The following is a 24,824-nucleotide window of genomic DNA, read 5'->3' on the forward strand; positions in this document are numbered from 1 at the left end:
CCAGCACACACCACCCGGTCTTTCCAGGTCTCCTAACATGGGGCCATGCACCGACCCTTGCCGACCCTTGAAGATGCCCTCGCTCCCGGGCGAGCCCCCCTGCCCGGTGGGCGAAAGCGCAGGGCCGCCGGGCGGTGCCTGTTCCTGCTGGCCCTGGCGCTGGGCGTTGTGAGCTGCGCCACCCATGTCCCGCCACCGCCAGCCCCCGTGCCCGCGAACGCCAGCTTCCAGGACTACCAGCAGCAGGCGCTGAAGACGCTGACCGAAGGCCGCGCCTATCGCGGGGAGCGTGCCGGCGCGGAAGCGGCCCTGAACGCGCCGCAGGAGTGGCGCCCCATCGGGCCGGTGCGCGGCGGGGTGCTGTTGGTCCACGGACTGGGCGACTCGCCGTGGTCCTTCCGGGACATCGGACAGGCGCTGGCTCGCCAGGGCTTCCTGGCCCGCACCGTCCTGCTGCCCGGCCACGGCACGCAGCCGGCCGACATGCTGGACGTGCGCATGGAGCAATGGCGCGACGTCGTGGAGTCGCAGGCGGCGTTGCTGCAGCGGGATGCGGGCCATATCTACCTCGGCGGCTTTTCCACCGGCGCGAACCTGGTGCTGGATCATGCCTACCGACATCCCGAGGTGGCGGGCCTGCTGCTGTTCTCACCGGCCTTCCGGTCGTCGGTGTCGCTGGACTGGCTGGCGCCGGCCCTGCGGTATGTGCGGCCCTGGCTGATCGAGACCTCGCTGCAGAGCGAAACCATCCCCGTGCGCTATTCCATGGTGCCGACCAACGGCTTTGCCCAGTTCTACCGCAGCAGCCGTGTGGCCCAGGACCATCTGGCCAGCGCCCCGTTCGACCGTCCCGTCCTGATGGTGCTGGCCGCTGGCGACTCGGTGGTGGATGTGGCCTATGCCGCCCGCACCTTCCATGCACGCTTCACCCATCCCGCCAGTCGGCTGATCTGGTACGGCAAGCAGCAGCCGCCCGCGGACGGCGACCCGCGGGTGCTCAGCCGGACCGACACACTGCCGGAGTGGCGCATCAGCCAGTTCTCCCACATGGGCGTGCTGTTCGCCCCGGACAACCCGTTGTACGGGCCGCAGGGCTCGCTCAAGCTGTGCCGCAACAGCCGGGACGGCGACGCCATCCGGGCCTGCGAGCAGGGGGCACAGGTCTGGTACTCCGACTGGGGTTACACCGAGGCCGGCAAGGTGCATGCGCGGCTGACCTTCAACCCCTACTTCGACCTGCAGACGCAGGTGATGGCGGAGGTGATGGAGGCCGGCGAGAAGAGTGCCGTACGTGCAGGGGCGAGCTCTCCGCATTTTTGAAGCCGGAAATCCGACAAAGTCCGATGGTCGCCATGCCCGGCGCCCTGCACCATGCGAGCGATGCCCAGCAAGATGGCGGGCGCGTTTGACCGGGGCCCACCCCGCATGTCCTTGATGCATTCACGGCCACCTCGGCAGCGACAACATCCCGCGTCTCACGCCTTCGCCTCGCGGGGGTCGGGCGGTACTGCCTCCTCGTCGTCCTCGCGGCAGGGAGAGCCTCCCGCGACGGGCCCACTGCGCGTGCAGAGTCCTGCCCAGACGCGGACGCTTCAGGCCATGGTGGATGGCAGCGCGAGGTCCGCGCACATCGGCCGATGGCAGCAAGCGGCGGACCGACACGTCGGCGCGCCAGCGTCCGCATCGACGTCCACTGCCGGTACCGAACGTGCGCCCGTGCAGCGACTGCGCATGTCCCACTCCAACAGCTTCTACGGCGATCCGCTCCAGCCTTCCGATCTCCCGTGGTTCTACTGCGCCGGCATCGTCCACCACCTGGCCCGCAACAACATCACTCTCACGCCAGGAACGCCGGAGATCGTCTGCGTGCCCATCCCCTACGGCGAGACGATCACCATCCGCTGGTTCGAGCTCACGGCCGAGGATGTACCGGCCCTGCAGCGGATCGTTGCGGCCCGCAGCCCCGAAGGCCGCCGCGAGGCCAGCCAGGACGCGCTGGCCCGTGGAGACGACACCGGCGATGTCAATCCATCGGCCTTCGAGGACAACTGCGGCTACTGCGTGCTCACCCGGCTGCTGGGCCAGAGCGATGCCGACCAGATGACACGGGAGATGGAAGAACAGGACCTGAGCGACGGCATGTCCAATCACTGGCTCAGCCTGGAAGACATCGCCAAGACGCTTCAGCACTATGGCCGATTCGTCGGATTTTCCGGCATGGGCCTGAGCCGGGATCACCTGCGTCACTGGATCCTGAACATCAGCCAGGGCAGTGACCAGGTCGCGTTCGTGGTGCACTTCCCCAGCCATTTCGTCATCGCCTACCCGCAGACGGACGGGTCGATCCTGATCGAGGACCCGCAGTCGGTCGATTTCTTCGACTTCGATGCACTGCCCGACACCGTCTTCAAGACCTTTGCGGTGGATCGTCCGTGATGCCCCGCCTGCGTTGATGCGCCAGGCGGTAGAGCACCGGCAGCACCAGCAGCGTGAGCGCGGTCGAGGACAGGATGCCGCCGATGACCACGGTCGCCAGTGGCCGCTGGACCTCCGCGCCCGTGCCGGTGGCCAGCGCCATCGGCACGAAGCCCAGGGACGCCACCAGCGCGGTCATGAGCACGGGGCGCAGGCGGGTCAAGGCCCCCTCGTGGATGGCAGCGTCCAGCGCCATGCCGGACTCGCGCAGGTTGCGGATGAAGGCAATCATCACCAGCCCGTTGAGCACCGCAACGCCGGACAGCGCAATGAACCCCACCGCCGCGGAAATCGACAGCGGAATGTCCCGCAGCCACAGCGCCACGATGCCGCCGGTGAGCGCGAACGGAATGCCGGTGAACACGATCAGCCCGTCCTTGAGATTGCCAAACATCGCAAACAGCAGCACGAAGACCAGCATCAGTGAGACCGGCACCACCACCTGCAGGCGCTCGGTGGCGGACTGCAGGTTCTCATACTGCCCGCCCCAGGCCAGCCAGTAACCGGTCGGCAGACGGACCTGCGTGCCGATCACCTGCTGCGCCTCGGCGACGAAGCCGCCCAGGTCCCTGCCGCGCACATTGGCGCTGATGACGATGCGACGCTTGCCGTTCTCGCGGCTGACCTGGTTGGGCCCCGGCGTGCTCGTGAAATCCGCCACCTCGCTGAGCGGAATGAAGCGACGTGGACCGTCCGCCTTCCCCGCCTGGGACGGTAGCGGAATCGGCAGACGCTTGATCGCCTCCACATCCGACCGCAGCACCTCCGGCAGTCGCACCAGGATGCCGAAGCGGCGGTCGCCTTCGAACATCAGCCCGGCCTCCCGGCCGCCCACCGCGGTGGCGAGCGTGTCCTGGACGTCCTGCACGTTCAGCCCATACCGAGCGGTCCGCTCCCGGTCCACGGTCACGTTGAGCATCGGCAGGCCGGTGGTCTGCTCCACATTGACTTCCGAAGCGCCCTCCAGCCCCTGCAGCAGGGACTGGATCCGCTGGGCGGCGCTGCCCAGCACCGCCATGTCGTCCCCGAACACCTTCACCGCCACATCCGAACGCACGCCGGAGATCAGCTCGTTGAAGCGCAACTGGATGGGCTGGGAGAACTCATAGTTCTGGCCCGGCAGCCGCGCCACCTCCGCCTGCACGGCGGCGAGCAGATCGTCGCGGGTGCGCGCGGGATCGGGCCAGTCCTTCTGCGGCTTGAGCATCACATAGCCGTCGGAGATGTTCGGCGGCATCGGGTCCGACGCGATCTCGGCGGTGCCGGTACGGGCAAAGACCCGCTCGATCTCGGGGAACTTCTGCTTGAGCGTCGTCTCCAGCTGTTTCTGCATCTCCAGCGACTGCGTGAGGCTGGTGCCCGGAATGCGCAGCGCCTGGATGGCGAAGTCGCCTTCGTTCAGGCTGGGGATGAACTCACTGCCCATGCGCGAGGCCAGCAGGCCGCTGAGCACCACCGTGACGGCGGCACCGGTCAGCACCACCGCCTTGGCCCCCATCACGTGGCGCAGCAAGGGCTCGTACGCGCGGCGTGCCCAGGTCATCAGCCGGTTCTCCTTCTCATCGACCTTGCGGCCGATGAACAGCGCCACGGCAGCAGGCACGAAGGTGATGGACAGGATCATCGCGCCCACCAAAGCGATCACCACGGTGAAGGCCATCGGGTGGAACATCTTGCCCTCCACGCCGGACAGCGCAAAGATCGGCAGGTAGACGATCATGATGATCAACTGTCCGAAGAGCAGCGGCCGGCGCGCTTCCTGCGACGCCAGGAACACCTCCTGGAAGCGCTCCTCCCGGGTCAGCAACCGGCCCTTGAGCTGCTGCGCATGGGCCAGACGGCGCACGCAGTTCTCCACGATCACCACGGCCCCGTCGATGATGATGCCGAAGTCCAGTGCGCCCAGGCTCATCAGGTTGGCGCTGATCTTCTGGTTCACCATGCCGGTGAAGGTGAACAGCATCGACAGCGGAATCACCATCGCGGTGAGGAGGGCCGCCCGCAGGTTGCCCAGGAACAGGAACAGGATGGCGATGACCAGCACCGCCCCTTCCACCAAGTTCTTCTTGACGGTGGCAATCGCCTTGTCGACGAGCTGCGTGCGGTCGTAGACGGTCACTGCATGCACGCCCTTGGGCAGGTTGGCGTTGATCTCCTCCATCTTGCGGGCTACCGCCTGCGACACCGTGCGGCTGTTCTCGCCGATCAGCATGAAGACGGTGCCCAGCACCACCTCGCGGCCGTTGTCGGTGGCCGCGCCCGTGCGCAGCTCCCGGCCGATGTCGACCGTGGCCACATCGCGCACGCGGACCGGCAGGCTGCCGTCATTGCGCAGGACGATGTTGCCGATGTCCGCCATCGACTGCACCTGGCCCGGCGCGCGGATCAGCGTCTGTTCCCCGCGCCGCTCGATGTAGCCCGCGCCGACATTGGCGTTGTTGCGGTCCAGGGCGGTGACCACGTCACTCAGCGTGAGGCCGTAGGACGACAGCTTGGACGGGTCTGGAGCGACGTGATATTCCTTGGCGAATCCGCCGATGGAGTTGATCTCGGTCACCCCGGCCACCTGTCGCAGTTGGGGCTTGATGACCCAGTCCTGGATCTCACGAAGGTCCGTGGGGGTGTACGGGTCTCCATTGGGTTTTCTGGCGTCGGGCTCGCTTTCCACCGTCCACAGGAAGATTTCGCCCAGGCCTGTGGAGATGGGGCCCACCGCCGGCGTCACGCCGTCCGGCAGTTGGTCCCGCGCGGACTGGATGCGCTCGTTGACCAGTTGGCGGGCGAAGTAGACATCGGTGCCGTCCTTGAAGATGACCGTCACCTGCGACAGGCCATACCGCGACAGGGAGCGGGTCTGCTGCAGGCCCGGCAGCCCGGCCATCACCGTCTCGATCGGATAGGTGATGCGCTGCTCCGTCTCCAGCGGCGAATAGCCGGGCGCCTGCGTGTTGATCTGGACCTGCACATTGGTGATGTCCGGCACGGCGTCGATCGGCAGCTTCTGATAGCTGTAGACGCCCAGCCCGGCCATGCCGAAGACAGCGAGCAGGACCAGCCACCGATGCTCGATGGCAAAGCGGATGATGCGTTCAAACATGAGGCGTCATCCTTCAGTGTGCGTGCGAGGCGGTGGACTTGCCCAGCTCCGCCTTGGCCATGAAGCTGCCGGTGGCGATGTAGGGCGTGCCGGCTGTCAGGCCCTGGACGATCTCGGTGCGCTGGCCATCGCTGCGGCCGATCTTCACCGGCTGCGCCTGGAATCCGCGCGGCGTCTGGACGAACACCACGGGGCGCTCCTCCACCGTCTGGACCGCATCGGCAGCCACCGTGACCGGCACCTCGACCGCGTCGCCCTTCATCTCCACATTGACGAACAGACCCGGGCGCCAGGTGGCCTTCGGGTTCTCCAGCGTCACACGGGCCTGCGCCGTCCGCGTGGATTCGCCGATCAGCGAGCCCACATAGGCCACCTTGCCGACGGCGGACTGGTCGAAGGCCGTGGCCCGCACCGTCACGCGGTCCCCCACCCGCACCAGCGGCAGGTCCTTGGCCGGGACGCTGATCTGCGCCCAGACGGTGCGCAGGTCCGCCACGGTGAAGACGTTGGTGTCCTCCCGCACCTGCTCTCCCAGGGCAATGTGTTTTTCCACGATGGTGCCGTCGAAGGGCGCGCGCAGCTCGAAGCGGTTGAGGGCGCTGCTGTCGGGCGTGGCGCCCACCGCCATCAGCTTCTGCCGCGCGTTGGTGACGGCAATCTCGGCTTCCCGCAGGGCCTGCTCGGCCCCCTGCACATCCTGCTGCGGGGAGATCCTGGCCTCGAACAGGCTCTTCTCGCGCTCGTAGGTCGTGCGCGCCAGTTGCAGGCGCTTCTGCGCCGCCTGCAGGTCCGCGCGCAGGTCGGACACCGCAGGGCTGCTGAGCACGGCCAGCACCTGGCCCCGACGCACCACCTGCCCCAGGGCAGCGGGCACCGACTCCACCACGCCCACCACCCGCGGCACGACGTGGGCGGTCGTGTCTTCATTGAACTTCACTTCGCCCGGCAGCTGATAGGTGGCGGTGAGCGTGGCGGCCTTGGCGGTGTCCACCACGATGCCCGCGGCCTTCTGCTGTTCGGGCGTCAGGGTGATGACGTCCGGTGCGCCTGCATCGTCGTGCGGTTTCTCGGTGGAGGCGGGTTTCTCGCCGCCGTGGCCCTTGTCGGCGCCGGATTTGGCGTGGGCATGCGCGTCGCCCTCGTTGTGGTCCTCGCCGTCCTCATGGCCGTGGGCGGCTTCACCGCCAGCACCGGCGCGACCGCCTGTGCTGAGGATGCCGATGCCGGCGGCCACGCCCAGGGCGAGCACCACGGCGATGGCAATGGCCTGCTTGCGACGGGCGACGGGCTGAGTGCCGTCTTTCGATTCGTAGGGGGAATTCATGGAGATGTCTCGGTAATTGGGGTCAGCGGCGGGGTCAGCGGCCAACGTGCGGATCGCCAAGGCGGCGGTCGAGCTCGGCAGACAGCCGGTGGGCCTGGGACAGCGCGGTGAAGTACTGGCCGCGCGCCTGGAGGAAGGTGCGCTGGGCGTCGAGCACCTCCACGACACTGAACTTGCCCAGCTCGAAGCCGCGTCGGGCGGCGTCATAGGCGGTCTGCGCGCCCGGGAGCACCTCGCGCCGCAGCATCTCGATCTCCTCCGTGCGGGCCTGGAGCTGGTCTGCCGCCTGCAGCACCTCGGCCCGCAGACGCTGCTCCTGCGCCTGGGCCAAGGCCTGCGCGGCCTCGCGCTTGCGATGCGCCTGCAGCTGCGCGCCTTGGTTGCGGTCAAACAGCGGGATCGGAATCGACACGCTGATCAGCGGCTGCGTCCGTCCCATGTCGGGGGCCCGCTGGGCGCCGAGTCCCACGGTGACGTCGGGCACGCCCCGCGCCCGCTCCAGGTTGAACGCGGCCTCGGCACGCAGCACGTCCAGCTGGGCGCGGCGCAGGCTGGGGGCCGCCTGGATGCGGCTGGCCAGCGTGTCGCGGTCGGGCAAGGGTGGCAGGGCATCGGGCCGCCCGTCCACCACGTCGACGGCGTCCTGGGGCTCACCCATCACGGCGCTCAGTGCGTGCAGCGCCGTCGCCAGGTCTGCCTGCGCCTGCCGCAGCTCGATGCGCGCGGTGGAGGCGGCGACGCGGGCGCGTGTCTCCTCGATCGGCGACACCTTGCCTGCGGTCACGCGGCGCACGACCGCCTCGGTGCCGCTGGTGGCGATGTCCAGTGACTGCTGCGCCACCTGGACCCGTTCCTGGGCGATCAGCACTTCGAAGAAGGACTGGATGGTGGTGGCACGCACCTCGGCGCGCTCGGTCTCCAGTTCCATGGCGGCGACGTCCCGCTCCCGCTGCGCCAGGTCCACCCGGGCCGGGCGCTTGCCGCCGAGCTCCAGGGTCTGGCTCAGCGTGACCTGCGTGGTGCGGGTGGCCGTGCGGGTGTCCTCGGCGCTCAGGCCCAGGGTCGGGTTGGGACTCAGGCCCGCCTGGCGGATGGCGCCCTCGTGGGCGTCCAGCGCATGGCTGAAGGCCCGAAGGGACGGGTTCTGCGTCAGCGCGGCCTGCAAGGCGCGCTCCAGGGTCAGGCCGCGTTGGACCGTGGTCTCACCCGGGCTTTGGCGTTGGCCTTCCGCCTGAGTCTCGGTAGAGGCCGGAGCTCGGCTTTGGCTTTGGCTTTGGCTTTGGCTTTGGCTTTGTGCCTGGGCCTGAGCTTGGGTCTGCGTTTGGAAAAGGAATAGCGCCGCGCACGCCAGCGGCATCAGCAATTGAGGCATCGAATACTCCAGGGTTGGGAAAACCGCTTGAAGGATTCGACGAAGGCAGCGCGGCGCAGGCCGCTATGACGCCATCACGGACAGGGGTGCGCCCGCTGCAATCGCCGAATCAGGCGATGCGCCAGTTGGGGCGTTCAGGATGGTCGGGGGCGCGGGAGGAAAAGCGCAAGGCAGCGCCGGTGCCCAGCACCTGGGTGGCGGGCGCATGGAGCTCGGCCGCATCGGCGGGGACGGTTTTGGCGGCGCTCAGGTGGCAGGTGCCGCAGTCGGTGTCCGGCGCCAGCTTGGAAGGGGACTTGGATTTCTCCGCGCTGCCATCGTCATGCTGGTGGGTGTGGTGACCGATGTGATGCGTGCTGGGGGCGCTCTCGTGCCCGCAATAGCTGGCGGCCACGCTCCAGGTGAACTGGAAGGGCAGCAAAACCAGCAGCAGGATGGAGAGCCAGCGGCGCATGGCGTGGATTGTAGGAAGTTCGCCGCTTCCCGCAACAGGGCGGAAAGCGACGGTTTCACGGTTTTTGCGCTGTTTAGAAGCTGCGGCGCAAGGTCACCCTCAGCGTGCGGGGTTCGGCGGGATGCACATGGCGGTCGGCCACCGGTGCGGCCTCGCCGGGCAGTTGCGACTCATAGAAGTACTCGATGTCGTTGACCTTGCGGTCCGCGAGATTGAAGACATCCAGTGTCAGCTCGGTCTTGTCGCCCAGGCGCCGACTCAATCGCAGGTTGGTGGTGAAGGACGAACGGGACCGCACGCTGTTGTCCTCCACCAGTGCGCCACTGCCCAGATAACGCCAGTTCACGCTGGCCGACCAGGGGCCGAGCGCCTGCAAGGTGACGCCCAGCGTGGCCACCTTGTCGACGGCATTGGGAATGCGGTTGCCCACCGGGTCCTGGTCCGCAAAACGCGCGTGCGTCCAGGCGAAGTCCGCGTCAATCAGCAGCCACGGCAGCGGGACATACCGGTTGTTCCATTCCACGCCGCGGCGGCGGCTGGCCCGGTTGGCTTCGGTCGCTCCGGCGTCACCCACATAAACGAGCTCCGAATCGAAGTCGAGTGTCCACAGCGCAAGGGAGCTCTGCAGACCCGGGATCCATTCCGTCCTCAGTCCGGCTTCGTACCCCTTGGCCTTCGACAAGCCGGGCGCGGGATCAGCCGTCGACGTCACGCCGCGCGCATCATTGCTATGAAAGCCCCGACCCGCGTTCAGGAACAGCTCCGTCCGCGCCCACGGGCCCAGCACCACCGACAGCTTGGGCGAGGCCAGCGTCTGCCGCGCACTGCCGGCGTCCCCGTTGCCCGAGAGCGGGTCCACCCGGAACCGGCCCTGGTCCGCACGAAGGCCCAGCACCGTGCGCATCCAGGGCGTCCACTCCACGCTCGTCTGGCCGTACACGCCGAGCATCGTTTCGCGGACACGGTCTTCCCGCGTGACGTCGGTCACCACGCGCGCTTGCGTCTGGAAGAACCCCACCCGGGCTCGATCCTGCCGCAGCTGGAAGCCCACCTCGGTGCGCGCGGGCCACGGCCCCAGCGAATGCTCCACGGCCTGGCTGCCGCTCAGACCATAGACCTTGCGGTGATCCTCCTGGGCGAACTGGTCGCCCGTGTCGGGACGGTCCAGCGCATAGGTGAAGTTGGAGAACAGCGCCAGTTGATAGTCGATGGCGTAGGCCGCCAGTCGTGCGTGCTGCCCGTCCTCATCCCGCGACCATTGCGCCGACACACTGGTGCGGCGCGTGTGGCCGCCATCCGTCGGATCCACCGCATCAAAGCGTCCGAAGGGGCGCCCCGCCAGCGTGCCGGCCTCGATCAGGCGCTCCGGCACCTGGTCGGTAGACCGCCAACGCGCGTGATAGTCCATCAGGCTCACCGTCCATCGGTCCGGCCCCGACGTGCGCGACAGACTCGTCACCAGATTGCGGCGGTTCAGGCCCTCGGGCAAGGACCACGGGCCATCATTGCCCATCAGCTCGGCCGCGCCCATCCATTGGAGTCCGTGGCCCCAGTCACTGCTGCCGGCCACCAGACCCCGGCGGTAGCGGCCTTCCCCGGCCGTCAAAGAGACGAAGGGGGCGTCCACACGCCGCTGATACACGATGTCCGCCGACCCGGCCGCAGCGAAGTCTCCGTTTGGCGCGAAGTACGGACCCTTGCGGTAGTCGATGCGATCGACCAGTTCCGGAATCAGGAAGTTCAGATCGGAATAGCCTTGGCCATGCGCATGGCTTGGCATGTTCACCGGCATGCCATTGACGGAGGTCGCGAAGTCCGTGCCGTGGTCGAGATTGAAGCCGCGCAGGAAGTACTGGTTGGCTTTGCCGTCGCCGCTGTGCTGGGTCACCATCAGACCGGGCACGAATTCCAGGACTTCCCCCGGGCGCAAGGCGGGCCGGCTCTTGAGCAGCTCGGCCCGGATGCTGCCCTGGGAGGCGGCGTCGGAGCTGCCGATGCCGTTGTCATAGTGACGGCCCTGCACTTGTACGGTCTCCAGGCGGGTCTGTGCGGCGGCGGCCGGACTGGCGGCGGAACTGATGGCCGGGCGCGTCGCAGAAGGGGCAAGGTCGGCGTCAGCGGTCGCCGGATCTGCGGTTGCGCTTGCGGTTCCCACTGCAGGTGCAGGTGCAGGTGCAGGTGCAGGTGTGGGGGCAGGCGTGGGCACAGGTGCTGCTGCTGCTGCTGCTGCAGTTGCACCTGCCGATTCCGATGCAGCGAGCGCGGTCTGCGCGATCGCGCTGATGAGCAGCCAGCCGGCCAGCGCGCTGCGCCGCCGTGTCAAAGGGGGGAGGCCGGACCGGCCAGAGAACCCGCGGCGACCGCGGGGCACAGAGATCAAAGTGTTCATTGCAACAGTCCATTCCCCTGCGTCCCCGCAGGTGGGTCGATGACGACACTGAGGCATGAGCACGGCCCAGGCGGCGCAGCGGACGCGCAGCCTCGACGGCGCGCCGCACCCCGCAGCATCCGGAGCAGTCGCAGGCCGGTATCCGGGCTCGCGGCTGACGCAGGACATGGACCATGTTCCGCGTCGGCGCCCTCTCCTTCCCAGGCGGCAAACCCAGTGGATGTCGGCGCATGGAGCCCGACGTGAGGACGCTTTCAACCGCCGACCGTTGCGGGGGCAGCACAGGCATTGGCCCTTTGAAAGGGCCGCACCTGTTTCCCGTTTAACCCGACCGCGCTGCGGCCGGGCACCTTCGACTGAATGAGGTCGGTGGCCCGATTGGAGGGATACCGACGGAGGGCGAGTGTATAGGGCTAACGGGGGCTTTTTGGGGGCTTTTTGGGGGCTTTTTGGGGGCTTTTTGGGGGCTGACGGGGCTGATGGGGGCTTAGGCCCCCTAGAGCGCAAACCGCTGCTGCCAGTGACGCGGCATGAGCGCATCGACGCCCAGCGCCACCAGCATCGAAGCGCCGAGCAGCGGATAGAGCAGGCCCAGCAGCGCCGCGATGGCCAGCGCGCCGATGGCGGCCCGGTCCCCTTCGCGACGCGGTGGGGCGGCCAGACGTCCGCGCGGGCGGCGCTTCCACCACATCACCACGCTCGACACCGCCAGCAGCACGATCGACAGGCAGCCCGCCAGCATGAGCAGCTGGTTGATGAGCCCGAACTGCCGGCCGGTGTGCAGGCTGATGCCCCATTCGGTCAGGCGCCCCACGGCGCCATAGTCCTTCAACCCGATGTCGGCCAGGACGGCGCCGCTGTAGCGGTCCAGGTGGACCACCCGCAGCTCGCGCACGTCGTCAGGGAACCGCATCGCTGAATACACGCCTTGTGGCCCGCTGGGCAGGCGCACGGGCGTGCCCTCCGGCAGTCCGAGGCGCCGGAAGATCTGCAGGGCTTGATCGATGCCGACTGAAGGTGCTGGGGACGCTTGGGGGGCAGGGGGTGCAGGGGGTGCAGCAGTCGCGGGTGCCATCGCCGGTGCCATCGCCGGTGTAGGGCCATTGTGGCCATCGTGGCCGTTATGGCTGCTCGACGTCGGCAGTGCCGCCTGGCTCGATGCCCAGGGCACATCGGTCAGCCCCGCCAGCGGCAGCGTCGAGGCCGGCGCGCCGCCCCAGACGTAACGCGGTGTGCCCACGCCCCAGGTCTTGGTGAGCCGGCCAAACTGCTCGCCCCAGAAGGCTGACCAGGGCATCCCGGTCACCGCCAGGAAGAGGATGGCAGCCGCGGCCAGGGCGCCGGTGACGGCATGCAGGTCGCGCCACCACAGCCGCTGCCGGGGCTGTCCGCGCACGCGCAGGACGCCGCCGGAGCGTCCCCGCGGCCACCAGAGGAACAGGCCGGACACGACCAGCACGATCGCCCAGCCGGCCACCACCTCGATCCAGAGGTTGGCGACCTTGCCCGCCAACGCCAGCGAGTGCAGACGCTTGACGACGTTCATCAAGCGCGCACTGTCCGCAAGCCGCCCCAGCACACGGCCATCGGAGGGATCCAGGTAGACCGCCACCACGCCCGAGGCGGCGGTCTTGACCCCCACCTCAGCGCTTCGCCCCGGGGATGCTGGAGACACGAAGCGAACCGCCTCACCGGGTTCCGCAGCCAGGGCCCGTGCGACCAATGCCTCGGCGCCAAGGCTCTTGCCGGACGGCGGCCCGTTCACGGTCAGCAGCGGACGGTAGACCCATTGCTCGATGGGGTCCTTGAACAGATAGAGCCCGCCGGTGAGCGCCAGCAGCACCAGAAAAGGCAGGCAGATCAGTCCGGCGTAGAAATGCCATCGCCAGACGCGTCGGTACAGCGCGGAGTCACTGCCGCTACCCAAGCGGTCGGTGTCACCGCCCTTGGGGGTCATTTTGTGATTCATACGGAGGGGTCCTGGGCCGGGCTTCTCACGCGAGCAATCCGGCCGATCGGTGAGGGCGGACCATGGGCGGCCGCCAGCCTCCCGCCGAACAGGCGCAGCACGCCCGCGCCCGGCGGTCTTTGACGCTCAGGCTCGAAGCGGCGGCGCACGCGGCTGGGCACTGACCCAGGCGAACAGGGGCCGCGGCGCGGTCAGGAACAGCGCGGGGACGTGGGAAGCCAGAGCCTCCTGCGGCAGAACGGTTCGCGGCGCGGGCGGCAGGCCCAGCACGGTGGCATGCGTTGCGCAGTAAGGGCAGTGCTTGAGCCCATGCGCGCCGGCGCCCTCCTCAGTGGGGTGGCCGGAATCGGCAGACTGGTCCGCCTGGGTCGCGCTACCGCCGTCCCCCATCACCCGCTGCATGCCCGAGGCGCTGCAGATGTCGGCCCAGCCAGCAGGCACCGGGGTCCGAAAGGCCTGCGCCAGCGCCGGCGCCCAAAGGCTCATCAGGAGCGCGGTGCACGCGATCCATGAGACGAGGGCGTTGAAGGGGCGGCCGATGGGCATGCCGGGGAGTGTAAGAGACGCGGCGCGAGGCGGCCCCCCCATCCCCAGCGCTGCGCCCATAAACTGCAAGGCTGCTGGCGAAGCCGGCCGAATGTGATCGAGACTTGCACCCATGCCCCTGCACTACCGCACCCTCCCCGTCACCCCCTTCCAGCAAAACTGCTCCATCGTCTGGTGCGATGCCACTCGGGATGCAGCCGTGATCGACCCAGGCGGTGAAGTGCCACGGCTCAAGGCCCTGGCCCAATCACTCGGCGTCACGATCAAGGCCATCTGGCTGACCCATGCCCACATTGACCATGCCGGGGGTGCCGGTCAGTGGGCGCGGGAAGACGGACTGCCCATCATCGGCCCGCATCAGGGCGACCTGTTCTGGATCACCGGCCTGCCGCAGCAGTCGGCCATGTTTGGCTTCCCGCCGGCAGAGCCCTTCACCCCCACCCGGTGGCTGGAGGATGGGGACACCGTCACCATCGGCGAGGAGACCCTGACCGTGCGCCACTGCCCCGGCCACACGCCCGGCCATGTGGTGTTTCATTCGGCTGGGGCTCGGCGCTGCTTCGTCGGGGACGTGCTGTTTGCCGGCAGCATCGGCCGCACCGATTTTCCGGGCGGACACCACGACACGCTCATTCGCTCCATCACGGAGAGGCTCTGGCCCATGGGCGACGAGACCGTATTCATCCCCGGGCATGGCCCGGAAAGCACCTTCGGCGAGGAGAAGCGCAGCAACCCGTTCGTGAGCGGCCGGCACGGCTGACCGGTCCGGGCCGCCAGGGCGGCGCGAACCGGCAACGCTCCATCAGCGCTCCTTCAGCGCTCGTTCAGCGGTCCTTCAGCGATTCTGGGCGCTGGCCGCTGGCGGCGAGAACCGCTGCGAGGGCTTGTCCGCACGCTGGTAGAGACCTGCCACCTTGGGCAGGTTGCGGCGCATGTCCTCGATCCGCGTCGGGCCTGACGGGTGGGTGGAGATGAACTGCGGCGGCGCGCCCTCCGACGCTTTGGCCATCTTTTGCCACAGCGAGATGCCCGCCTCCGGGTTGTAGCCGGCGCGAGCGGCAAGCTCCATGCCCACCAGGTCGGCCTCGGACTCGTCCTCCCGGCTGAACCGCAGCTTCAGCAGTTGCCCGCCGATGCCCATGAACGTGCGGCCCACGTCTCCAAAGCCCAGGACAGAAGACAGGAGATCGGCACCGATGTTGGTCGCGGCCGACTTGCCCATGCGCTCGCGAGCATGTTCCCGCAGCGCGTGGGCGATCTCGTGACCCATCACCATCGCGACTTCGTCGTCGTTGAGCTGCAGCTTGCGCAGGATGCCGTCATAGAAGGCGATCTTGCCGCCGGGCATGCAGAAGGCGTTGACCTCGGCGGTCATCAGGAGATTGACTTCCCAGCGCCATTGGTCGGCGCGGCGGTTCCAGGTGCCGGTCAGTGGAATGATCCGCTGGGCGATGAAACGCAGGCGCTGCACTTGCGGGTCATTGGTCGGCGCCAGGACGCGCTTTTGCTGCGCCTCCTTCATCATGGCGGCATATTGCTGCTGACCGGCGGTCTCCACCTGTTCCGCCGAGACCAGCCGGGTGGCCCAGCTTTCCTTGCCGACGTCCACTCCTTCCCGCGCCCAGGCCGGCACCAGCGCCAGACCACCTGCGGCGCCCAGCAGACGGGTGAACAGACGGCGCGAGGTCGGCCTGCCGGCCAAGCTTGCAGTGCTGCCCGAGGCCGCCGGTGCCCCGCAGGTGCAGTGACCAAAACCGTGAGTGGGTGCGCCAGTGAGGGACGGCTGACCGTCCGCGCGGAAATCAACTTCATCCATGGGCAACATTCTAGGGACGCTCCGACGCCGGTCGAGCGGTCCCCCGGGTCCAGGATGCAGGTTTCCTCTGAAGGAGGGACGCAGGAATGCCATGAAATCGGCGCAGTCCTGCCGCATTTGCCAGTGTTGCCTGGCCCACAGATGCAGGGGATTTGCCGGGAGGTGACAATACGAGCCATGTCCCTGCCGCCCTCTCCCACCCCCCTTCACATCAACAGCGACCCCGCGGTGGCGGTGGCCTCTGTGCTCGACAGCCAACAGTTTCGGGCCGCGCTGGGCATGTTTGCCACCGGCGTCACCATCGTGACGGCCCGCGGGGAGGACGGCACGCTGGTGGGGCTGACCGCCAACTCCTTCAATTCCGTGTCGCTCACGCCGCCGCTGGTGCTGTGGAGCCTGGGCAAACGTGCCGGCTCCATGCCGGTGTTCAGCCGCGGGTCGCACTACGCCATCAACATCCTGGCCGCCGACCAGAAAGACCTGGCCCAGCGTTTTGCCACGCGGGACATCGACCGCTTTGCCGGCGTACGGTGGCGGGAAGGGTGCGGCGGTGCACCGGTGCTGGAGGGCTGCGCGGCGGTGTTTGAATGCGCCAACCGCAGCCAGTATGAAGAGGGCGACCACGTCATCTTCGTGGGCGAAGTGGAAGCCTGCTCGCGGGTGGAGCAGGCCCAGCCGCTGATCTTCCACGGCGGGCGCTACTACACGGAATTGCCGATCTGATGCGGCGGGGTCCGGGGCCTGGTCAGACGTCCCGGCCCACTGGCCAGAAGCTGGGGTAGCGGTTGATGCTGCGCCAGCGCAGCGTCACCAGCAGCAGCGTGATCAGCGCGGACGCACCGAGCAGGTAGGCCGGCTGCAGGAACGGCCGGCTGCCCGCCAGTGCCGCCAATGCCGCCGTGCCGCCCACCACCATCATCGACAGCAGTACGGTCCGGGTCGGCGTGGGCTCGCTTTCGATCGACCAATTGCGCCACTGCAGAATCCCCATCGGCAGCACCATCGCCGCAAAGCCCACCGCGGCCCGGCTCCAGAACGACATCGATGTGTCGGACCCGCTGAGGTGGCTGGCCAGCGCCTGCAATCCGAGCACCAGTGCCAGGGCCAGCACCCAATTCAAGGCGTGACTGATCATTTGCCGGGCGGCCCACTGACGATTCAGCGCCTGACCACGCGGCACGCCGGGCAGCAGCAGCAGCAAGGCCTGCTCACGCCGACGACGCAGGATGCTGCTTGTGGCCCCCGCCACCGGGCCCATCAGCATGCCCAGGTAAGAGAAGGCAAAGGACTGCACCACGATGCCGCCAAGCACCATCCCGTCCGCACGCAGCATCGACGTGACCGTCAGCCCGATGGCAACCCCCAAGGCAATCAGCAGCAGCGCGCCAAGGGTCGCCGCCCAGTGCGTCTGCGGACTGGCGGTCAGCTCCGCACGCGCCATCACCGAGCGGACGGTGGGGCGGGCGTTGCGGATCAACCAGTTCATCCAGAGCAAACGCAGCCAGGAAAACGCTCGGGACGACCCGTCCACAAACCCGGCGAACCATGCTTGCTTCGTGGCCTCTTGAGAGACTGACCCGATGCGTGGCTTGAGCAGGTTCCGCAGCTGGGCATGTCGTTTCCAGCTCCTCACATGGCCGGGGCCGCCGGACTGGAACAGATGCCACAGGGTCAGGCCAGCCATCGCCAGCAGGAAGGCGGCCATCGAAGCCGGCTGGTCCTCATAGATCTCCAGCATCCGGGTTTTGGTGGCGGCCTTGATCCCGACCGGCAGCCACGCCGCCACCGAAGAGCCCACCACCCATCCGGCCACCCACAACCAGGGCCACCGCACGATGAAGGCCAGCAGCAAGCAGGCCAGTGCCGATAGGATCAATGCGGCAGGCCCTGGCACCTGCAGCGGAGATGTGGCCAGCAGCCAGGCGCTGGGCAGCACCACGGCCAGGAAGCCCAGCACGGTGACCTCACGCAGGCATCGGAGCTGGCCTGGCAGCAATCGCGCCGGCAGCGGATGGTTCTGCCGCTGCACCGCCGCGAAGAACCCCGCCCAAAGCAACACCATGCCGGCGAGGGCGCAGAACTGCGCCGTTGGCACGACAAACCGGGGCTCGGCCCACCCAGCCACCAGGGCCACGATGCTCACCAGCAGCACCGCCACCAGCGGGGTGGCGTAGCGGACCCGGTGCGTCCACACCCGCAGGATGGCGGTGTACCCGGCCAGCCGCAGCGGGCCCGTCAGGCCCATCGCCGGCGCGCTCACTGGGCCAGCTCCACGAAGAGGTCTTCCAGGCCCAGCGCTTCGCACTGCAGCCCGGCCTGTGGCGGCGGAATCTGTCCTTCAGGAAAGCGCACCAGCCATCGCTGGGACGAGGGCAGGCTACGCCGATGCAGCACCTGCGCGCGGGACGCTTTCACCACGGCCTGCAGCGCCGGCTCGCTGCCCACCAGCAGCCGCACTTCTTCCGCCAACTGGTCCTGCGGCGCCTGCAGGGCGATCTTGCCGCCGCTGAGAAACGCAATGTTGAAAGCCACCCGCTCCAGGTCGGACAGGATGTGGGTGGAGAAGACCACGGTGGTGCCGCGATCGAGCACCTGCTCCACCAGCTCACGCAGAAAGTCTCGTCGGCCCAGCGGGTCCAGGCTCGCCACGGGCTCGTCCAGCACCAGCAGGTCGGGGTCGTGGGCCAGCGCCCGGATGATGGAGAGCCGCTGCTGCTGCCCCTGGGACAGGCGTGCGATGCGCCGGTTGACCGGAATCTGCCAACGCGACATCAGGCCGTCCACCTTGGCCTCATTCCAGCGCGGATAAAAGCTGCGGAAGTAGCGCAGCAATTGCTCGGGCGTGAAGTCGTCGAACAGGTCGGATTGCTGGGGCACGTAGCCCAGCCGGGCGCGCAGGGCATCGGAGGGCTGCAAGGCCGGTTCGCCGAACAGCTGCACCTGACCCAGGGACGGCTCGCGCAGGCCCAGAAGCGTCTCGAGCAAGGTGGTCTTGCCCGCGCCGTTGCGCCCCAGCAGCCCCACCACCTGGCCGGGCTGGATCTGCCAATCCAGGTTGTCGAGCACCGGGCCATGGCCTGCGAAATGAAGATGCAGACCCATGGCCTGGACGGGCGGACGGGCAAGCGGGAAGGGGGCGGCGTCGGTCGCGTCGAGCATCAGGGTCTGCGTCATGAGGGGTCTCCCGGGTCCTTCAACAGGCTTTTGAACAGTGCCAGCACCTGGTCGGGCGGCACCTCCAGCTGGCGGGCTTCGGCGGCGGCCTTTTCCAGGGTGGGCCGCAGCAGTTCCACACGAGACCGGGTGCGCAGCGGCTTCTGGTGATGAGCCGCGACGACCATGGGCAGGCCGCGGCGACGCTCTACCAAGCCCTCGGCTTCCATCAAGCCGAAGGCCTTGGAGATGGTCATGGGATTGACCGCCAGGGCCTGGGCCAGCTCTCGCACCGAGGGGATCTCCTGGCCCGCCACCAATTGCCCGCTGGCCACGCGGCGCCGCATCTGATCGACCAGCTGGCGATAGATGGGCTCGGGGGAGCCGGGGTTGACGGTGAAGAGGAGATCGGGGTCCATGGGTCGTGTGTGTGTATTAGTACGGTAATACACGTGGAGGGGGAGGTCAAGGATCTCTGCAGTCAGGGCGGTTTCAGTGACCCGACGTATTACGAGTGGCGCGCGAAGTTTGGCTGCACCGGCAACTTCGTCTGGGCCGACGCCAATAGCCTGTCACCCTCACTGGCACTGATGTGCCGCGTTCCAATTCCCCGTGGCCGAGACTGCCGACGTCGGTCGGCGAGGGATTGGCCAAGGTCACCACCAGGCCGCGCAAGCGACTGGGGCGTGCTGCCCGCGCCGCTGAGCGAACCGCGCCGGCCGAGTTCGAGATGAACATCTCGGGGTTAATTCAATGCCGGGGCGGGTCAGGACGATCTGCTGCTTCAGCTCCGCGCAAGCATTGCCACAAGCGTCGCGATGCGCGTCGCGCGCGTCTGCGGCTTCTTCGCCGTCTGGATCCGCCATAACACCGCGTAGCGATTCGCAGCATTCAATGTCGCGAAGAACTCTTTCGCCTTGGGTTGCGCATGGAGCGCCGCTTCCAAGTCTGGTGGTACAGCAGCAGTTCGCGGGCCGTCGTACGCCGCATCCCATCGCCCGTCTCGCTTGGCCCGGTCGACCTCAGCCTAGCCGCTCGCTTCCATGCGGCCTGCGCCGATCAGCGCCTCCGCCCTGGCGCGATTCGCCTTTGACCACATGCTGCGCGATCGACGCGGGGTGAATCGCTGCAGCCAGTAGAACGACGTCTCGCCGGCCTTCTTCTGGCCGTCAATCCACCCGTAGCAGAGCGCGGCTTCCAGCGCCTCTTCATAGCCCACGGTCGGTTCGGGCGCACCCGGTTTGGCAATCTCCAACCACACCCCTTGCGAGACGTCGTGATTCTGACGTAACCACAGTTCAAAGATGCGCGCGGAGGGGCATCGAAGCGTGCCGGTGATACGGTTCATTCTGCCGATGACGAAGCCAAATGGCTTCCGATAGAGTCAACCAGCTGCACTATGCAACCTATCAAAGGTAATGTCCATGTCGCTCACTCTCTACGGCCATCCATTTTCTTCGTACACACAGAAGGCGCTGATCGCGCTGTACGAGAACGAGGTCCCCTTCGAGTTCCGATGCATCGACGCAGAGCATCCGCACCATGCGCAGGAGTGGCTGCGCCGCTGGCCGATGGCGAAGTTCCCGTTGCTGGTGGACGGCGATCGCGCGATTGGGGAAACGAGCATCATCATCGAATACCTGCAACTCGCTCATCCCGGGCCCATCAGCCTGCTCCCATCGGACCCCATGGCCGCCCTTGAGGTGCGCTTTCTCGACCGGTTCTTCGACTTGCATGTGATGTCGCCTGTTCAAGGCGCGGTGAGTGGCGCCCTAAGCGGGGATGCGGGCCAGCGCGAGTACTTCCGCGCCCGGGCGCAAGAACTTCTCGAGCGCGCCTACGCGTGGCTCGAAGCACACCTCGCAGACAAGCAGTGGGCCGCCGGCACAACCTTCTCCCTTGCCGACTGCGCTGCCGGCCCCGCACTCTTCTACGCTGATTGGACTCACCCGATTTCGCTCTCACTGCCTAATGTTCACGCCTATCGAGCTCGTTTGCTCGATCGCCCATCGTTCGCCCGCGCGGTGCGCGAGGCAAGGCCCTACCGGCCATTGTTTCCTCTGGGCGCGCCAGATCGCGATTGAGTTCAGACGCCCGCGAGAGCAGGTGTAAACACGCTGACTTTGAACCTGGCCAGCGGCTCAACAGGCGACGATTGGCTCAGTCCACCGGTGGCAGTGGACGCAGTAGACCTGATCCAGTGACTTCGACGGGTTGCCTGAGTCAGACAACACGGCAGTGAACGTCAGAACCATTCAGTTTCGAACTTTTGGGGTGGCACGCGTATTGTCGAAAGACGTTCCGCGCAGCAGAACTGGGCCTGCGATTCAAGGCCTGTTTCGCCTCCTCGTCGCCAGATTCGCGTGCGTACGATCGAGCGCTTCGAAAGGCCCACACCATCGCGGGAAACACTTCCCCCGAGGCCCTTCAATGAAGCTTTACAGCGACGCGCCGACGACGAAACACCAGACTGGCGGGGTTCAGCCATCGAGTCCGCTCCAGCGCACCTCACCGGGACAAGGTGCCGCCGCACGGCCACCTGGCTCGTTTGAACTGTCGGGCCTGACCGCGGCCAGCAGTCGCCCACCCTCCCTGCCCCTGTCCACAGACTCGACCGCCGCCAAGCGCCCGGGTGAAGAGGACAGCACGATTGATCCATCCGCGAAGAAGGTCAGGCGCAACGCCGTTCTGCCAAATCGCCCGGAGCAGCTGGCTTCAGCCACGCCCGCACAGGCATCACAGATCAGCGCCCTGTCATCGCCTGCCGCCGCAGCCCGCCCCCTCGGCGGGAAAGTGATCGACGTTCCGGGTCTTACGCTGCACTCGCAGGTGCCCACCAAAGCGCAGACCAGCGAGATCGAATCGAAGATCAAGCAAGCGTTGCAGGACCAGCACGGGCCCGTCCAGGTGTTTGGATATCACGTCACCACCCAGGAGAACGCCGACGCGATCCGCAATCAAGGCTTTTCTGCCGATGCGAATCACGGCCTGGCAGGCGGCGTTGCCGGGATGAACATCCACGGGCCCGGCCTCTACACCTCCAATCGTCCCGTCGACGACTACGTCAAGCCTGACAAGACCAATGTCATGTACGCCGTGGTGGCACCGCAAGGGGCTGGGTTCAAGGAGGGAAAGATCGGAGCAGGAAAGTCATGGGATGCGGCGAGTAACGCTGCAAGTGCCCACGATGGGGACTTTGTCAACAGCATGACGGGCGACCGCAAAGTCAATCCCGGCGCCATCTCCAAGGTGGCTCTGGTCCCCATCGCGACCATTGGCCCCTCGATGGCGCCAGAACTTCTCGCCATGCAGCCCGGCGCTTCGAGCAAGCCAGCACCCGCCAAGACAGTGTCTCCCGAACTCCACGATCTCATTTCCGTTGCAGTGAAGAACCATCCGGCTGCAGTGCAGGCCATCCGCGACGAGCCGAATCCCGACATCAAGATCGATCGGATCGCCGAGCTCAAGGACAAAATCATCGAAAGCGGGGGCATGCCCGAAGGTGGCACCAACAGGCTCCTGATGATGGATCTCAAGAAGCGCTATCTGTGAGCAGACCTTTGACAGCGGCGGCCGGCGACTGGCCAGCCTAATGGCTTCTGCTGTAACTCACGTAGTCGACCACCTCTGCGCCGTCCCGCGTCTTCAGGCGCACGGTTTTCCCGCGTGGGTCATGATGGGTGATGTCCTGGAACTGCACATCGTCCAGCCCCGCATCGAGAACCTTCTGCGCCAATTCGTCGGTGACCATCAGGTGGCCTGACCAGCGCGAGATAAAGAGTGCGGACGGCGCGGTCGCGTCTTCGCGAAAGGTGAACGTCATCGGTGCATAGCGGATGGGTTCGAGCGGCGTTGGCGGCAGTTGGCGCGGCCGCCAGGTGTCTATCGGATGACCGTCCCAACCGGGTCCGCTGCCGAATTCATAACCGGACGCACTAAGGTCCAGTACGTCTCCAACGGCCAGCACATGCGCCAACCGATAGTCTTGCGCTCGAAACGGTCTGACGCACCGAGTCGTGTCCACCGGGAGGTACTGGATCTGATCGGGCGGCAGATCCAATGCATCGCGCAACGCCCGCGAATAGAAGTCGGGGCCCATCAGGACAATGCTGGGGTGGTAGTCCTCAGCCGTCACCTCGAAGGCTGGAATCGGACATCCAGATAGCGCGCGAATCTCGATTGGGCCCTGCCCAACGAAGGCTGGCCCCGCCGCGAAGGCATCCAGCACTTCGTCCTTGTTGCGGATCCGAAAGCGAGGCGGCTTTGCGCTCGACAGGCGCAGCATGTAGTCGTCCAGTCTGGCCGAGCCATGCATGTGCCAGAACCGAGGCAGGTCCGCTTCATTGGGATGCTCATTCATGGCAGCACTGGTTGACTTCGTGGAAGTAGAGGAGATGACCTGCCATTCGCCGCCATTCGGAGAAAGCCACTAACCACCGCGCAGAGCATTGACTCTCAGGGGCTTAGCGGTTTCCCAAGGCATGAATCGACCGATCGTAAATCGACGCATGCAGTCTTCGGAAGGCCAGCGTATTGTCAAAACTCCCCGCCCGGTAGGCGGCATCCCCCTGCGCGTTGAGCGCGGCTGCTGCGTTTGGGTCCTTCTGAGACGGCGCGGTGCCGTCCACAGCATGGGCTGGAGCAAGCACGATCATCGCCACCAAAGCGACAACGAGTGCGAAACTTCTCTTCAACAGCGTCATGACCCAGTGCCCCTCGGCGCAACGATCCCGATCTGCGAAAGGTCACCTGCCTTCACCGCAGATTCAATCGCTTCCCGAAGCTGGTTGATCCCTTGAATCTGGTCGGGCGCCATAGAGTCCGACCAGTGATGCCAAAGCCCCCCCGAACAGTCCCCTTGCATGGCGCACAGCAGCTGAGCGCTATAGGAACCAGCGCCGCAGTCCTTTCCAAGATTACAGGCTGCGAGCAGGGACGCCATGCTCATCTGCTCAACCCTTGGGTCGGAAGGCGCAATCTTGTGGGCTTGCGCCCAGATTTCAGGCAAACCAGCAAGCCCGGCTTCCACAGCAGAAGGACTGCCGGAGAGGAGAAGTCGGGTCACAGCGGCTGGCGCAGAAGCTGGGATGTCGATGCTCTTCTCGGCAGCGCTCAAACTTCCACCCAACTGCTTTTGGCGATGGTCTAGCGCCCTGACAAGCTCCAGCGTTTTCGCTTTGCCTGCCAACAAGAAACCGCCGCATTTCTCGGCGAGAGCCTGAATTGCAACCTGCCGCTCTGGCGTCAAAACACCTGAAACTCGAGGGCTCGGCGACCCACTTGCGAAGTTTGAGTACTCTGACCAAATCGCAGACAGTCCAAAGCATTCCTTTGCGGCCATGTAGCCCTCGTGGACCTGCGCTTCAGAGTTGCTCTGCAAAGCGCCTTGGGCAAATTTCCAAAGGTCTTTCGCTGAGTTGAACGACGTGGGCAGTGGCTCATCGGGCACAGGTCGCTCCGCCCGGCGAATCGGCGCGCTGGCTGGCATGGGTCCGGCCGGGAACGGAAGCTTTGAGGTTACCGGCGCCGCAGCGTGCGCCACGACTTCAGGCTGTGTTGCCAGCAATTGGTGGGCAGACAGTCCGATAAGAATGGTTGCCGCCAAGAAGATGCTGAAGTGAACGGGTTTCATGAAGGACGGGCCCACTCATTTCTGCATCGCCATGGGCACAACATCGGCGTGTTGTCCTCGGCATGCACGGGAGCAAGCGCGATCGGCGCCACCAGGCGACACCGGGTGCAATCTTGGCATGTGCTGCTACCCCACGCGCGAGTCAGGCGTCATTGGCTGACCTGCTGGCTTCAATGGCATTGACCAGCTCCTCAGCATGGCTCGTGTCGTAGCCAGGGACTGCGACCCCAAGATAAAGCTGAAGGTCGCAAGCTGCGCTGTCGGCCTGGCCACGAACGTAGTCGTGTGGATCGGCAAGGGCCTTGGCGATGAGCGGAACGGCGCGCTCGAGGTTCAACGTTCGACAGGTCCGCGCAATGTGACCCAGCCCCAGGATCGCATTGCCACGGACGTTGAAGTCCTGATGTCCGGCCAAGCTGAAACAAACGCCCTCTGCCCACGCTTGCTCGCAGTCAGCAGCATTCATGCCGACCACGATAGGAACGTAAAGCAGCTCGCTCGGGTCTCCGCGAGCGATAACGGCCTCGACGTCGGCCTCAGTCCAGCCCGCTGCAAAGGGTCCCATGCATGAAGCCTAACGTGTGGCACGAAGGGCCG

At 66.6% G+C, this 24,824-nt stretch carries 22 protein-coding genes, 1 pseudogene and 1 riboswitch; of the genes and pseudogenes, 7 read left to right on the forward strand and 16 right to left on the reverse strand.

Translation table 11 applies throughout. The features are described 5' to 3' along the window. Positions 1–207 precede the first annotated feature (207 nt). The gene (locus tag DES44_RS19475; protein ID WP_058936996.1) at positions 208–1,320 is read left to right on the forward strand and encodes an alpha/beta hydrolase; all 1,113 of its coding nucleotides are present in this window, start codon (positions 208–210) and stop codon (positions 1,318–1,320) included. A gap of 411 nt (positions 1,321–1,731) precedes the next feature. Further along, entirely contained in the window at positions 1,732–2,436 is a 705-nt protein-coding gene (locus DES44_RS19480) for a hypothetical protein (protein WP_116001786.1), read from the forward strand. Here the strand turns inward: DES44_RS19480 and DES44_RS19485 are convergent. The 5 genes from DES44_RS19485 to DES44_RS19505 all read right to left on the reverse strand — a co-directional run bounded on the left by DES44_RS19485 (position 2,408) and on the right by DES44_RS19505 (position 10,745). Further along, entirely contained in the window at positions 2,408–5,572 is a 3,165-nt protein-coding gene (locus DES44_RS19485; protein WP_058936998.1) for an efflux RND transporter permease subunit, read from the reverse strand. The two genes, DES44_RS19480 and DES44_RS19485, sit on opposite strands and share 29 nt — an antisense overlap. A 13-nt stretch (positions 5,573–5,585) precedes the next feature. Then, positions 5,586–6,896 carry an efflux RND transporter periplasmic adaptor subunit gene (locus DES44_RS19490; protein ID WP_058936999.1) on the reverse strand — a complete coding sequence of 437 codons (1,311 nt, stop codon included), beginning with the start codon at positions 6,894–6,896 and terminating at the stop codon, positions 5,586–5,588. A 34-nt stretch (positions 6,897–6,930) separates the two neighbouring features. Further along, positions 6,931–8,061 carry a TolC family protein gene (locus DES44_RS19495; RefSeq protein WP_170156704.1) on the reverse strand — a complete coding sequence of 377 codons (1,131 nt, stop codon included), beginning with the start codon at positions 8,059–8,061 and terminating at the stop codon, positions 6,931–6,933. A gap of 316 nt (positions 8,062–8,377) precedes the next feature. Next, complete coding sequence (czcI, locus tag DES44_RS19500) at positions 8,378–8,722, reverse strand: cation efflux protein, CzcI family (RefSeq protein ID WP_058937001.1); 345 nt, start codon at positions 8,720–8,722, stop codon at positions 8,378–8,380. Positions 8,723–8,795: 73 nt separating this feature from the next. Then, on the reverse strand, positions 8,796–10,745 hold the full coding sequence (locus DES44_RS19505; RefSeq protein ID WP_232309879.1) for a TonB-dependent receptor: 1,950 nt from the start codon (positions 10,743–10,745) through the stop codon (positions 8,796–8,798). A 119-nt stretch (positions 10,746–10,864) separates the two neighbouring features. On the opposite strand from DES44_RS19505, the gene DES44_RS25735 reads away from it, so the two are divergent. Further along, positions 10,865–11,005: a hypothetical protein gene (locus DES44_RS25735; protein ID WP_232309880.1), complete on the forward strand. Its 141-nt coding sequence runs from the start codon at positions 10,865–10,867 to the stop codon at positions 11,003–11,005. Positions 11,006–11,227: 222 nt separating this feature from the next. Next, positions 11,228–11,480, reverse strand: a riboswitch (cobalamin riboswitch). Positions 11,481–11,607: 127 nt separating this feature from the next. Here DES44_RS25735 and DES44_RS19510 read toward each other — a convergent pair. Continuing rightward, the gene (locus tag DES44_RS19510) at positions 11,608–13,080 is read right to left on the reverse strand and encodes a PepSY-associated TM helix domain-containing protein (protein ID WP_058937002.1); all 1,473 of its coding nucleotides are present in this window, start codon (positions 13,078–13,080) and stop codon (positions 11,608–11,610) included. 126 nt (positions 13,081–13,206) lie between these two features. Then, positions 13,207–13,740 carry a DUF2946 domain-containing protein gene (locus tag DES44_RS19515; RefSeq protein ID WP_083525952.1) on the reverse strand — a complete coding sequence of 178 codons (534 nt, stop codon included), beginning with the start codon at positions 13,738–13,740 and terminating at the stop codon, positions 13,207–13,209. On the opposite strand from DES44_RS19515, the gene DES44_RS19520 reads away from it, so the two are divergent. Further along, entirely contained in the window at positions 13,739–14,386 is a 648-nt protein-coding gene (locus DES44_RS19520; protein ID WP_058937004.1) for an MBL fold metallo-hydrolase, read from the forward strand. The two genes, DES44_RS19515 and DES44_RS19520, sit on opposite strands and share 2 nt — an antisense overlap. A gap of 75 nt (positions 14,387–14,461) precedes the next feature. Here DES44_RS19520 and DES44_RS19525 read toward each other — a convergent pair whose 3' ends face one another. After that, positions 14,462–15,442 (reverse strand): M48 family metallopeptidase, encoded by a 981-nt coding sequence (locus tag DES44_RS19525; RefSeq protein WP_083525953.1) that lies wholly within the window; start codon positions 15,440–15,442, stop codon positions 14,462–14,464. A 177-nt stretch (positions 15,443–15,619) separates the two neighbouring features. On the opposite strand from DES44_RS19525, the gene DES44_RS19530 reads away from it, so the two are divergent. Beyond that, positions 15,620–16,165 carry a flavin reductase family protein gene (locus tag DES44_RS19530; RefSeq protein ID WP_116001790.1) on the forward strand — a complete coding sequence of 182 codons (546 nt, stop codon included), beginning with the start codon at positions 15,620–15,622 and terminating at the stop codon, positions 16,163–16,165. Between the two features lie 22 nt (positions 16,166–16,187). Here the strand turns inward: DES44_RS19530 and DES44_RS19535 are convergent, their stop codons facing one another. The 4 genes and pseudogenes from DES44_RS19535 to DES44_RS19550 all read right to left on the reverse strand — a co-directional run bounded on the left by DES44_RS19535 (position 16,188) and on the right by DES44_RS19550 (position 19,943). Next, positions 16,188–17,702 (reverse strand): hypothetical protein, encoded by a 1,515-nt coding sequence (locus DES44_RS19535; protein ID WP_058937006.1) that lies wholly within the window; start codon positions 17,700–17,702, stop codon positions 16,188–16,190. Then, positions 17,699–18,616 (reverse strand): ABC transporter ATP-binding protein, encoded by a 918-nt coding sequence (locus DES44_RS19540; protein WP_232309881.1) that lies wholly within the window; start codon positions 18,614–18,616, stop codon positions 17,699–17,701. The genes DES44_RS19535 and DES44_RS19540 overlap by 4 nt, the downstream gene beginning before the upstream one ends. Beyond that, on the reverse strand, positions 18,613–19,014 hold the full coding sequence (locus tag DES44_RS19545) for a GntR family transcriptional regulator (protein WP_058937007.1): 402 nt from the start codon (positions 19,012–19,014) through the stop codon (positions 18,613–18,615). Before DES44_RS19545 ends, DES44_RS19540 begins: the two co-directional genes overlap by 4 nt. Before the next feature lie 365 nt (positions 19,015–19,379). Further along, positions 19,380–19,943 (reverse strand): annotated as a pseudogene (locus DES44_RS19550) (YdeI/OmpD-associated family protein). A 76-nt stretch (positions 19,944–20,019) separates the two neighbouring features. On the opposite strand from DES44_RS19550, the gene DES44_RS19555 reads away from it, so the two are divergent. After that, the gene (locus DES44_RS19555) at positions 20,020–20,679 is read left to right on the forward strand and encodes a glutathione S-transferase family protein (protein WP_058937686.1); all 660 of its coding nucleotides are present in this window, start codon (positions 20,020–20,022) and stop codon (positions 20,677–20,679) included. A 346-nt stretch (positions 20,680–21,025) separates the two neighbouring features. After that, positions 21,026–22,147 carry a hypothetical protein gene (locus DES44_RS24750; RefSeq protein ID WP_147307147.1) on the forward strand — a complete coding sequence of 374 codons (1,122 nt, stop codon included), beginning with the start codon at positions 21,026–21,028 and terminating at the stop codon, positions 22,145–22,147. Positions 22,148–22,184: 37 nt separating this feature from the next. On the opposite strand, the gene DES44_RS19565 is transcribed toward DES44_RS24750, so the two are convergent. From DES44_RS19565 to DES44_RS19580, 4 genes are all read right to left on the reverse strand, one after another. Beyond that, positions 22,185–22,955 (reverse strand): zinc metallopeptidase, encoded by a 771-nt coding sequence (locus tag DES44_RS19565; protein WP_147307148.1) that lies wholly within the window; start codon positions 22,953–22,955, stop codon positions 22,185–22,187. Between the two features lie 103 nt (positions 22,956–23,058). After that, a complete protein-coding gene (locus tag DES44_RS19570) occupies positions 23,059–23,298 on the reverse strand; it encodes a hypothetical protein (RefSeq protein WP_116001794.1) in 240 nt (79 codons plus the stop codon). Then, on the reverse strand, positions 23,295–24,227 hold the full coding sequence (locus tag DES44_RS24755) for a hypothetical protein (protein ID WP_147307149.1): 933 nt from the start codon (positions 24,225–24,227) through the stop codon (positions 23,295–23,297). The genes DES44_RS19570 and DES44_RS24755 overlap by 4 nt, the downstream gene beginning before the upstream one ends. 142 nt (positions 24,228–24,369) lie before the next feature. Continuing rightward, positions 24,370–24,792 (reverse strand): HEAT repeat domain-containing protein, encoded by a 423-nt coding sequence (locus DES44_RS19580; protein ID WP_058937011.1) that lies wholly within the window; start codon positions 24,790–24,792, stop codon positions 24,370–24,372. Positions 24,793–24,824: the final 32 nt, after the last annotated feature.

The organism is Roseateles depolymerans, assembly GCF_003387155.1.
GTDB classification, from domain to species: domain Bacteria; phylum Pseudomonadota; class Gammaproteobacteria; order Burkholderiales; family Burkholderiaceae_C; genus Roseateles; species Roseateles depolymerans.

Bases quoted from the DNA above. Each gene is read 5' to 3' on its own strand.
- DES44_RS19555 (WP_058937686.1), top strand. From the start codon at position 20,020: ATGTCGCTCACTCTCTACGGCCATCCATTTTCTTCGTACACACAGAAG.
- DES44_RS19485 (WP_058936998.1), bottom strand. From the start codon at position 5,572: ATGTTTGAACGCATCATCCGCTTTGCCATCGAGCATCGGTGGCTGGTC.
- DES44_RS19520 (WP_058937004.1), top strand. From the start codon at position 13,739: ATGCCCCTGCACTACCGCACCCTCCCCGTCACCCCCTTCCAGCAAAAC.
- DES44_RS19480 (WP_116001786.1), top strand. From the start codon at position 1,732: ATGTCCCACTCCAACAGCTTCTACGGCGATCCGCTCCAGCCTTCCGAT.
- DES44_RS19530 (WP_116001790.1), top strand. From the start codon at position 15,620: ATGTCCCTGCCGCCCTCTCCCACCCCCCTTCACATCAACAGCGACCCC.
- DES44_RS19515 (WP_083525952.1), bottom strand. From the start codon at position 13,740: ATGGGTGCAAGTCTCGATCACATTCGGCCGGCTTCGCCAGCAGCCTTG.
- DES44_RS19545 (WP_058937007.1), bottom strand. From the start codon at position 19,014: ATGGACCCCGATCTCCTCTTCACCGTCAACCCCGGCTCCCCCGAGCCC.
- DES44_RS24755 (WP_147307149.1), bottom strand. From the start codon at position 24,227: ATGAAACCCGTTCACTTCAGCATCTTCTTGGCGGCAACCATTCTTATC.
- DES44_RS19540 (WP_232309881.1), bottom strand. From the start codon at position 18,616: ATGACGCAGACCCTGATGCTCGACGCGACCGACGCCGCCCCCTTCCCG.
- DES44_RS19570 (WP_116001794.1), bottom strand. From the start codon at position 23,298: ATGACGCTGTTGAAGAGAAGTTTCGCACTCGTTGTCGCTTTGGTGGCG.
- DES44_RS19580 (WP_058937011.1), bottom strand. From the start codon at position 24,792: ATGGGACCCTTTGCAGCGGGCTGGACTGAGGCCGACGTCGAGGCCGTT.
- DES44_RS19525 (WP_083525953.1), bottom strand. From the start codon at position 15,442: ATGGATGAAGTTGATTTCCGCGCGGACGGTCAGCCGTCCCTCACTGGC.
- czcI (WP_058937001.1), bottom strand. From the start codon at position 8,722: ATGCGCCGCTGGCTCTCCATCCTGCTGCTGGTTTTGCTGCCCTTCCAG.
- DES44_RS19490 (WP_058936999.1), bottom strand. From the start codon at position 6,896: ATGAATTCCCCCTACGAATCGAAAGACGGCACTCAGCCCGTCGCCCGT.
- DES44_RS24750 (WP_147307147.1), top strand. From the start codon at position 21,026: ATGAAGCTTTACAGCGACGCGCCGACGACGAAACACCAGACTGGCGGG.
- DES44_RS19565 (WP_147307148.1), bottom strand. From the start codon at position 22,955: ATGAATGAGCATCCCAATGAAGCGGACCTGCCTCGGTTCTGGCACATG.
- DES44_RS19510 (WP_058937002.1), bottom strand. From the start codon at position 13,080: ATGAATCACAAAATGACCCCCAAGGGCGGTGACACCGACCGCTTGGGT.